This window comes from Flavonifractor plautii ATCC 29863 (genome assembly GCF_000239295.1).
Lineage (GTDB): Bacteria > Bacillota > Clostridia > Oscillospirales > Oscillospiraceae > Flavonifractor > Flavonifractor plautii.
Genome location: NZ_JH417846.1, coordinates 1 through 8,556, shown reverse-complemented (window position 1 = coordinate 8,556; position 8,556 = coordinate 1). Strand labels below are relative to the sequence as shown.

Genomic DNA, 8,556 nt, shown 5'->3' with positions numbered 1-8,556 from the left:
CGGCCGGTCTGGCCGCCGCGCTTCTGCTCCCCACCGGGGCTCTGGCGGCCGGACCGGATCAGGCCCAAGCCCGCCAGGAGGATCTGGACACGCTGTACGCGGCCCTGCAGGAGCACCACCCCGACCTGTACGCCAACACCCCCCAGGAGGCATTTGAGGCGAAAAAGGCGGAGATTGAGGGCCGTCTGGCGGAGGAGAGCGACGTGGACTTTGCCCTGGATCTCCAGAGCCTGGTGGCCCTCATCGGCGACTCCCACACCACCACCAATATCGGCTCCGTTCTGAACAGCACCGGCCTGTACCCCTTCGGCGCGGAGTGGTATGACGGAAGCTGGGTGCTCACTGGGGCGGAAGAGGAGGATGCCGCCCTGCTGGGCCAAACCGTTACCGCCCTCAACGGCGTGCCCATGGACGAGATCTGCACCCGTTTCGGCACCCTGGTGAGCGCCGACAACCCCGTGAAGCTCCGCCGCCAGACCGAGCAGCTCCTCTACTCGGAGGCCTGTCTGGACTATCTGGGCATCGCGGAGTCCGGCGAACCGCTGGAGGTGACCACCTCCGGAGGCTCCTTCACCGTGGAGGCCCTGCCCATGGAGGACTTCGGGGACGCCGCCCTGTCCAGCCTGTCCCAGCAGCGGGAGAGCACGCCTGCCACCGCCTACCGGAAGGGCACCTACTACTTTGCCCAGTCCCTGGATGACACCACCTATTACATTCAATTTAACCAGTGCATGGAGGACCCCAAGCAGCCCATGGACGGCTTTGCCGCCCAGGTGGAGGCCGAGCTGGAGGCGGGAGACTACCGCCAGGTGCTGCTGGATCTCCGCAACAACGGCGGCGGCTCCGACGGCGTGCTGGTCCCCATCCTTATGCTGGTGCCCGGCCTGGTGGAGGAGGGCGTGAAGGTCTACGGTCTGGTGGGCGAGGCCACGTACTCCTCCGCCATCATCAACGCCGTAGAGCTGGTGGACGCCGGCGGCGTGCTGGCGGGCAGTCCCACCAGCGGCAGCGTCAACCACTTCGGCTCCACCGGCTCCTTCACCCTGCCCAACTCCGGCATCCGGGTGAGCTGCTCCAGCAAATACATCGACCTGGGCACACTGCTGGAGGCCGGGCTGGGGGCCCAAGTGGAGCCCCTGGTCCCCACGGTCCGGGTGGAGCAGACCCTGGACGACTATCTGGCCGGGCGGGACACCCTGGTGGACTGGCTGCTGGCCAACGGCGCGGACTATACCGCCCCCGAGCAGCCCGACGCCCCTCTCACCCGGGGCCGCCTGGCCTGGATGCTCTGGCAGGCCGCCGGCGCCCCGGAGGCCGAGCCCGCCCCCTTCTCCGATCTAATGCCCTTCGCCTATTATGCCCCCGGCGTGGGCTGGTGCGACCAGACCGGCGTAGCCAACGGCGTGCCCGGCGGGGCCTTCCGTGCCTCCTGCGCCGTCACCCTGGAGGAGGCCGCCCAGATGCTGGTCCGTTTCGTCCGGCAGCAGGGGCTGACCCCGGCAGAGGTGCGCTCTGGTGCCCCCGTCCTCGCCTCCGATCCCGCCCCCTGGGCATCGGAGTCCGTGGCGCAGGCGTGGCGCTGGGGACTGGTGGCGGAGGGGGCCGATCCCACCGGGGTCCTCACCCGCGCCCAGGGCGAGGCGCTGCTGGCACGGCTCACCTCCTGAAAGGGCAGTCAAATTTCTGGAAACAGCGTCGACTTTTTCCGTTCCCTGTGGTATGATAAGGATATCCACGGCAGGCACGCTCCGGCGTACCTATGCCCTTCGGAATGGGAAAGGAGATCATGTGATATGAGGAACAAACGGTTCGGCAAGCTGCTGTCCGCCGCTCTGGCGGCAGCCATGGCGCTCTCCCTCTCCTCTGCCGCCCTGGCGGCCGGGAACGGCGAGACCCATCTGACCATCATCGGCACCTCGGATACCCACGGCAATATCTGGGGCTACTCCTACGAGGACATGAAGGAGAGCACCGGAGACGGTCTAGCCCGGGTATCCGCCTACGTCAACCAGGTGCGCTCGGAGAACCCCAACACCATTCTGGTGGACGCGGGCGACACCATCCAGGGCACCATCATGACCGACGACCTCTACTCCAAGGACACCGCCAGCCACCCGGTGGCCGCCGCCCTCAACTACATGGACTATGATGCCTGGACCCTGGGCAACCATGAGTTTAATTTCGGTGTGGACACTCTCAAGTCCATTCTGGAGCAGGTGGACATGCCGGTGCTGGCGGCCAACATCAAGAACGCCGACGGCAGCTACTTCACCGGCGCGGGCTACACTATCGTGGAGCGGGGCGGCGTGAAGGTGGCCATTATCGGTGTCACCACTCCCAACATCCCCCGCTGGGACGGCACCAAGCAGGGCGTGGCTGACCTGACCTTTGAGCCTATGGCCGACGCCGTGGCCGCTTGTATCCAGGAGATCGGCGGCCAGGCCGACGTCATCATGGTGTCCACCCATGCCGGCCTGGGAGCCGAGTACTCCGCCGACGGCTCCGATGCAGCCCAGACCATCCTGGACAAGTGCCCCGAGGTGGACGTGCTCCAGTTGGGCCACACCCACACCACTTACATCAACAGCGCGCCCATCCCTGTGGGTGAGGCCAAGAACAATGCCGGCGAGGTGGTGCGCTACGACCTGACCCTCAACGCCGACAAGGAGATCACCTCCGCCACTGTGGAGACCGTATCCATGGAGGGCATCGAGCCCGACCAGGGCCTGCGTGAGCTGCCCGCCGTCAAGAGCGCCCAGGAAAAGACCGTCTCCTTCATTCAGGACAACGTGCTGGGCCATGCCTCCGCCGACTTCCAGCCGGTGGACGAGATCAAGGGCATCCCCTCCGGCCGCATCGAGGACACCGCTGTCATCGATCTCATCGGCACCGTCCAGCTGGAGAACTCCGGCGCCGACGTGACCGCTGTTGCGTTGTTCAAGGACACCAGCGACCTGAAAAAGGGCGATCTCAACTACGGCAACCTGTTCGACATCTACAAGTACCCCAATGTGCTCTACACCGTCAAGGTGTCCGGCGCGGAGATGAAGGCTTACATGGAGTGGGCCGCCGCGTGCTGGAACCAGTGGAAAGAAGGGGATGTATCCATCTCCTTTAACCCGCAGAAGCCTGGCTATCTCCACGACCACTTCATCGGCCTGAACTATGAGGTCAACCTGTCCAAGCCCGCCGGGGAGCGCATCGAGAATGTGACTTTCCAGGGCAAGCCCCTCACCGACGACATGACCCTCACCCTCTGTGTCAACGACTACCGCTACACCGGCCTGAAGAACGAGGGCATCATCTCCGGCGAGAAGGAGTGGGAGTCCTCCGCCTCCGTCCGCGACATGCTGGTGGCCTATCTGGCCGAGCACGACCCCCTGGAGCCCGCGGTGGACCACAACTGGAAGATCACCGGCGTGGATCTCCAGAAGGACAACCCGGACCGGGCCACCCTAATTGAGCTGGTCAATACCGGCCGCCTGGAGTCCCCCTATAGCCAGAGTCTCAACCTGGACACCTACTCCGAGGTGCTTGGCATGGTGGACAATGTAAAGGTCAGCGATCTGGACAAGACCGGTACCGCCGCCTCCTTTGTGGGCGCCGACGGAGCCCCCTACTTCCGTATGCGGGATCTGGCATACACCTTTAATGGCTCCAAGAACCAGTTCAACGTATCCTGGGCCGATGGTAAGGTGGCCATTACCACCAGCACGGCCTATGACGGAGAGCTGTTCCCCCTGCCCGTGCGCATCCCCGCTGCGGTTCAGGAGCAAATCCCTGCGGACATCACCGTATCTGTGGACGGTACGGACATCACCGTGCCCGCCATTCTCTTTGACGGCCACTACTACCTGACCGTGGACGGCATGAACGCCCTGCTGGGCACCAACGCCACCATCCAGGAGAAGGTCGCCTGATCCTGTTCCTCCCCAAGTTCCCCGGCGGCATTGCCGCCGGGGAACTTTTCTGTTACAATGACAGGGACACGAGTGAAGAAAGGATGTGACGCCCATGGCGCTGCCCAAGCTGATTGTGGTGCTGGGTACCACCGCCTGCGGCAAGAGCGGGCTGGGGGTGGAGCTGGCCAAGCGCTTCGGCGGGGAGATCGTCTCCGCCGACTCCCGGCAGGTGTACCGGGGCCTGGATCTGGGCACCGGCAAGGTGACGGAGGAGGAGATGGAGGGGGTGCCCCACCACATGCTGGACGTGGTGGAGCCCAACCAGCCCTATTCGGTGGCCGAGTTCCAGGCCGGGGCCTATGCCGCCATCGACGGCATCCTGTCCCGGGGAAACACCCCCTTCCTGGTGGGGGGAACCGGGCTGTACGTCCGGGCGGTGACCGAGGGCTTCACCTTCACCGACGCCCGGCCCGACCCGGCCCTCCGGGCGAAGCTGGAGGGAAAGACCACAGCGGAGCTCTACGCCCTGCTGCGGGAAAAGACCGGCGTCACCCTCACCGACGGGGAGGAGTTCAACCGCCAGCGGCTTATGCGCTCGGTGGAGAAGGCCCTCTCCGGCCAGTGGGAGAGCCCCCCGCCCCGCCCCCGGTACGACTGCCTGCTGCTGGGGGTGACCTTCCCCCGGGACGTGGTGTGCCGCCGCATTGACGAGCGGCTCCAGGCCCGCCTGGACGCCGGAATGGTGGAGGAGGTGGCCGCCCTCCGCGCCGGCGGGGCCGACGACTCCTTTTTGGAGGGGCTGGGACTGGAGTACCGCTATATCCTCTGGTACCTCACGGGGAAAATCCCCACCCTGGACGCGCTGAAGGACGAGCTGGGCCGGGCCATCAAGCGCTTTGCCAAGCGGCAGATGGTGTGGTTTCAGAAGGATCGGGACGTGCTTTGGCTGGACATGGAGGGGGACTTTCTCACCCAGGCCGTCCGGGCAGTGGAGGATTTTCTGGCGTAATGGTTTCGCCTTTTATCAGAAAATCTTTACCAAATCGTAATCTTCTCTCCATGGACTCTTTCGCTTTTCACGGTATACTAAGAGGCAGATACCAAGCAAAGGAGTCCCAGCCATGTGGAATTTCAAATACAAGAACCAATATCTCAACTATGTCTCCGATCTGATGCAGGACACCGCCGTGCAGTCCATGCGCCTGCTGCCCCAGCACCGGGCCGGGGTGAGCTGCTACCACCACAGCGTGCTGGTGAGCTACGCCAGTTGGCGGGTGTGCGACTGGCTGGGACTGGACGCCCGGGCCGCCGCCCGTGGCGGCCTGCTCCACGATTTCTACCTCTACAACTGGAGGGACGCCGCCTCCCATCCGGGTATCCGCCACGGCTCCCAGCACCCGGAGGTGGCCCTGCGCAACGCCAGGGCCCGCTTCTCCCTCACCTGGCGGGAGGAGGACATCATCCTCTCCCACATGTTTCCCTATACCCCCACCAAGGTGTACCGCTGCCTGGAATCGGCGGTGGTAAGTACCATGGACAAGCTGTGTGCCGCCGCCGAGCTGGTAGGGCTGGTGCCCCTGCTCACCCGCTTCCGCCGGGAGACCCCCTTCTGGCTGGACGCCGACTGGGCTCCTACCCCGCTGCGCAAGGCCGGCTGATTCCAAGGCGCATGTCCTCGGAAATGACGGATTTTCATTCGATTCCTGCGGCTGCGGCCGCAGGAACTCTGCGAGGCTTTCCTTCGGGGAAGGTTTTTCGACAGACTGAGCGCCGCCCAATGGGCGGCGCTTTTTTCACCCTTTTATGGAAAGTGCACTTGACATACAGGCCCTGCTGTGCTATAACATAGATGTAAAGTCAGCTTTCCAAAGGAGGTGCACGCTTGAAGAACCGGCTGGAGGAACTGCGCAGGGAGCGGGGGATCACCCAGGAGGAGCTGGCCGCCATCCTGGAGGTCTCCCGGCAGACCATCAGCTCCCTGGAGAAAGGCCGGTACAACCCCTCGATCCTGCTGGCCTTTAAAATCGCCCGCTGCTTTGGGCAGAGCATCGAGGAGATCTTTTTGTATGAGGAGGATGCGCAATGACCAAACGGAGACGGCAGGGCTGGATGCTCTTTCTGGCGGGGCTGCTCCTGCTGGCCGGGGCCTGGCTGCTGCTGAAGCTGCTGCCCGGCCTGGATACCACCCCCTGGCGGGCGGTCCCCTTTCTATGCCTGGGGGTGGGCTGCGGCCTGTTCGGCGGCGGTACAGGGGAGCTGCTGGCCGTTCAGGCCATGAAGAAGCACCCGGAGCTCCAGAAACAGAACGAGATTGCGGAGCGGGACGAGCGCAACGTGGCCATCGGCAATGCCGCAAAAGCCAAGGGGTACGACGTGATGACCTTCGCCTTCGGGGCCATGCTCCTCTTCTCCGTCCTCATGGAGGCGGATCTGGCCCTCACCCTGGTGATGGTGGCGGTCTATCTGTTCATTCAGTTCTACTCCCTGTGGTGGCGCTTCAAGCTGGAAAAGGAGATGTAAGGATGGAACCCAAGGAATTTCTGGCCTTCCTGGCCAGGCTGGAGAAGCTCAAGTGCAACACCCGCCACTCCTGGACCTCCTCCGGGCGGCACGAGTCGGTGGCGGAGCACTCCTGGCGGCTGGCCATGCTGGCCATGCTGCTGCGGGACGCGCTGCCGGAGGTGGACATGGACAAGGTGCTGCGCATGTGCCTCATCCACGACGTTGGGGAGGCGGCCACCGGAGACATCCCCTCCTTCCAGAAGACCGACGCCAACGAGGAAACCGAGCGCCAGGCCATCGCAGAGCTGCTCTCCCCCCTGCCCGACGGGCTGCGGGGGGAACTGACCGCCCTCTTTGCCGAGATGGACGCCCTGGCCACGCCGGAAGCCCGGGTCTACAAGGCTCTGGACAAGCTGGAGGTGGTGGTGCAGCACAACGAGGCCCCCCTGGACACCTGGCTGCCCCTGGAGTACGAGCTCAACCAGACCTATGGCCTTCCTGAGACCGCCCCCTTCCCGCCCCTGGCGGCCCTGCGGGAGCAGGCCCGACTGGATACCCTGGCCAAGCTGGCAGAAAAACCCGGCGGATGCTGACGCATCCGCCGGGTTTCGCGCTATTCCGCTCCGCCGGCGGGCGGCAGCAGCTTGCCCAGTTCCCCCACCGCGCTCTCCAGCAGCCGGGCCACGGGCAGCTCCGCCACTCCAGCCACCAGATTGTCACACTGGTTCAGGGGGATGAGGATCCGCCGGGCCCGGGCCTGCCCCACCGCTACCGCCATGGCCGGGGAGATCTCCCCCATCAGGGCGTCGGCGATGACGATGCCCAGGGGGCCCAAAATCACATCCGCCCGGCGGCAGGCCACCAGCAGGGCGTTCTCTCCCGTGGCCCCCTGAGACGCGCCGCCCTTGAGCATGGCGGAGGTGGCCAGGCTGTTGGTTCCGATGGCGGTCACCTCCACCTGGGGATATCGGGCCAGAATCGCCTTGATGAGCTGCTGCCCGATCCGGCCGCCCTGGCCGTCAATCACTAAAATCTCCATCGTTTGACCCCTTCTCTCTGTTTCCATTGGCCTTATTATAATCTACCCTGGGGCAGGCCGCAAGCGCCGGGAGGAAAAAAGTGCATTCCCTTTTTCCCCAGGCTGTGGTTTAATAAGAACAGGAACTTTCATCCGGGGGGAATGGAGATGCTGTCCAATCTGCTGACGGTCACCGGACAGGTGGCCACTTTGTTTTTGATGATGGCGGTGGGTTTTGTGCTGGGCCGGGCGGGAAAGATGACTGAGGCGGGCCGCAGCCAGATGTCGTACCTGCTGCTCTACATCGTCTGTCCCTGTGTGATGGTGGACTGCTTTCTGGTGGAGCGGACCCCCGCCTTGACGCAGGAGGTTGCGGTCGGCTCTGCGGCGGCGCTGGCCTGCTATCTGCTCTTCTTCGCCGTCTCCCTGCTGTTCTTCCGGCGGCAGCCGGCGGATGCCCGGGACACCCTGCGTTTTGCTGCGGTCTACGGCAACATCGGCTTCATGGGGCTCCCCCTGGTCCAGTCCATCCTCGGGGAGGAGGCGCTGGTCTACGGCGCGCTGGCCCTGCTGGCCTTCAACCTGACCAGTTGGACGCTGGACGTGCTGATCATGGGAGGCCGGGCGGCCTTCTCCCTGCGCAGGGCGGTGCTCAACCCAGGTGTTGTCGGCATCGGGCTCGGGCTGCTTTGCTTTCTCAGCGGCCTGCGCTTTCCTTCCCCCGTGGGAGCGGCCCTCTCCTTCCTGAGCGACCTGAACACCCCCCTGGCCATGGTGGTCATCGGTACCCAGCTCGCCGAAGCCGACCTGCCCAGCACCTTTCGCCAACCCAGGAGCTACCTGGTTTCCTTCCTGCGCCTGGCCCTGTTCCCCACCCTGACTGCCCTGCTGCTGCTCCCCCTCCGCTCCTCCTCCGGCCTCTACTGCGCCCTGGTGCTATTGTCCGCCACGCCTGTGGCCGGTACGACCAGCCTCTTTGCTCAGCAGTTCGGCCGGGATACCGCCCCTGCGGCGGAGTCCATCACCCTGTCAACTCTGCTCTCCATCCTCACCCTGCCCCTCTTCGCCGTGCTGGCCAGAGGGATCAGCATGTTCTAACCGTAAGCGCAGACGCGGCCGCCCCAGATGGGGCGG

At 64.7% G+C, this 8,556-nt stretch carries 9 protein-coding genes; 8 read left to right on the top strand and 1 reads right to left on the bottom strand.

Going from position 1 to position 8,556, the window contains the following annotated elements; genetic code table 11:
• From HMPREF0372_RS17040 to HMPREF0372_RS17010, 7 genes are all read left to right on the top strand, one after another.
• A partial coding sequence (locus HMPREF0372_RS17040; protein WP_007495222.1) for a S41 family peptidase occupies window positions 1-1,667 on the top strand: 1,667 nt, incomplete at its 5' end.
• Window positions 1,668-1,793: 126 nt separating this feature from the next.
• The gene (locus HMPREF0372_RS17035; protein ID WP_007495218.1) at window positions 1,794-3,920 is read left to right on the top strand and encodes a bifunctional metallophosphatase/5'-nucleotidase; all 2,127 of its coding nucleotides are present in this window, start codon (window positions 1,794-1,796) and stop codon (window positions 3,918-3,920) included.
• A 94-nt stretch (window positions 3,921-4,014) separates the two neighbouring features.
• Window positions 4,015-4,911 (top strand): tRNA (adenosine(37)-N6)-dimethylallyltransferase MiaA, encoded by an 897-nt coding sequence (gene miaA / locus HMPREF0372_RS17030; RefSeq protein WP_007495216.1) that lies wholly within the window; start codon window positions 4,015-4,017, stop codon window positions 4,909-4,911.
• A 112-nt stretch (window positions 4,912-5,023) separates the two neighbouring features.
• Window positions 5,024-5,560 carry an HD domain-containing protein gene (locus HMPREF0372_RS17025; protein WP_007495214.1) on the top strand — a complete coding sequence of 179 codons (537 nt, stop codon included), beginning with the start codon at window positions 5,024-5,026 and terminating at the stop codon, window positions 5,558-5,560.
• Window positions 5,561-5,784: 224 nt separating this feature from the next.
• Complete coding sequence (locus tag HMPREF0372_RS17020; protein ID WP_007495210.1) at window positions 5,785-5,988, top strand: helix-turn-helix transcriptional regulator; 204 nt, start codon at window positions 5,785-5,787, stop codon at window positions 5,986-5,988.
• Window positions 5,985-6,422: a hypothetical protein gene (locus HMPREF0372_RS17015; RefSeq protein ID WP_007495208.1), complete on the top strand. Its 438-nt coding sequence runs from the start codon at window positions 5,985-5,987 to the stop codon at window positions 6,420-6,422. The genes HMPREF0372_RS17020 and HMPREF0372_RS17015 overlap by 4 nt, the downstream gene beginning before the upstream one ends.
• A 2-nt stretch (window positions 6,423-6,424) precedes the next feature.
• Window positions 6,425-6,997: an HD domain-containing protein gene (locus tag HMPREF0372_RS17010; protein WP_007495206.1), complete on the top strand. Its 573-nt coding sequence runs from the start codon at window positions 6,425-6,427 to the stop codon at window positions 6,995-6,997.
• A gap of 20 nt (window positions 6,998-7,017) precedes the next feature.
• Here the strand turns inward: HMPREF0372_RS17010 and HMPREF0372_RS17005 are convergent, their stop codons facing one another.
• Window positions 7,018-7,443, bottom strand: coding sequence for a DUF3842 family protein (locus HMPREF0372_RS17005; RefSeq protein ID WP_039997937.1), 426 nt, complete (start codon window positions 7,441-7,443; stop codon window positions 7,018-7,020).
• A gap of 147 nt (window positions 7,444-7,590) precedes the next feature.
• Between HMPREF0372_RS17005 and HMPREF0372_RS17000 the strand changes: the two genes are divergently transcribed.
• On the top strand, window positions 7,591-8,520 hold the full coding sequence (locus tag HMPREF0372_RS17000; protein WP_155117052.1) for an AEC family transporter: 930 nt from the start codon (window positions 7,591-7,593) through the stop codon (window positions 8,518-8,520).
• Window positions 8,521-8,556 lie beyond the last annotated feature (36 nt).

Excerpts from the sequence above, each read along its gene's own strand:
- HMPREF0372_RS17015 (WP_007495208.1), top strand. The coding sequence starts at position 5,985 with ATGACCAAACGGAGACGGCAGGGCTGGATGCTCTTTCTGGCGGGGCTG.
- HMPREF0372_RS17005 (WP_039997937.1), bottom strand. The coding sequence starts at position 7,443 with ATGGAGATTTTAGTGATTGACGGCCAGGGCGGCCGGATCGGGCAGCAG.
- miaA (WP_007495216.1), top strand. The coding sequence starts at position 4,015 with ATGGCGCTGCCCAAGCTGATTGTGGTGCTGGGTACCACCGCCTGCGGC.
- HMPREF0372_RS17035 (WP_007495218.1), top strand. The coding sequence starts at position 1,794 with ATGAGGAACAAACGGTTCGGCAAGCTGCTGTCCGCCGCTCTGGCGGCA.
- HMPREF0372_RS17010 (WP_007495206.1), top strand. The coding sequence starts at position 6,425 with ATGGAACCCAAGGAATTTCTGGCCTTCCTGGCCAGGCTGGAGAAGCTC.
- HMPREF0372_RS17025 (WP_007495214.1), top strand. The coding sequence starts at position 5,024 with ATGTGGAATTTCAAATACAAGAACCAATATCTCAACTATGTCTCCGAT.
- HMPREF0372_RS17000 (WP_155117052.1), top strand. The coding sequence starts at position 7,591 with ATGCTGTCCAATCTGCTGACGGTCACCGGACAGGTGGCCACTTTGTTT.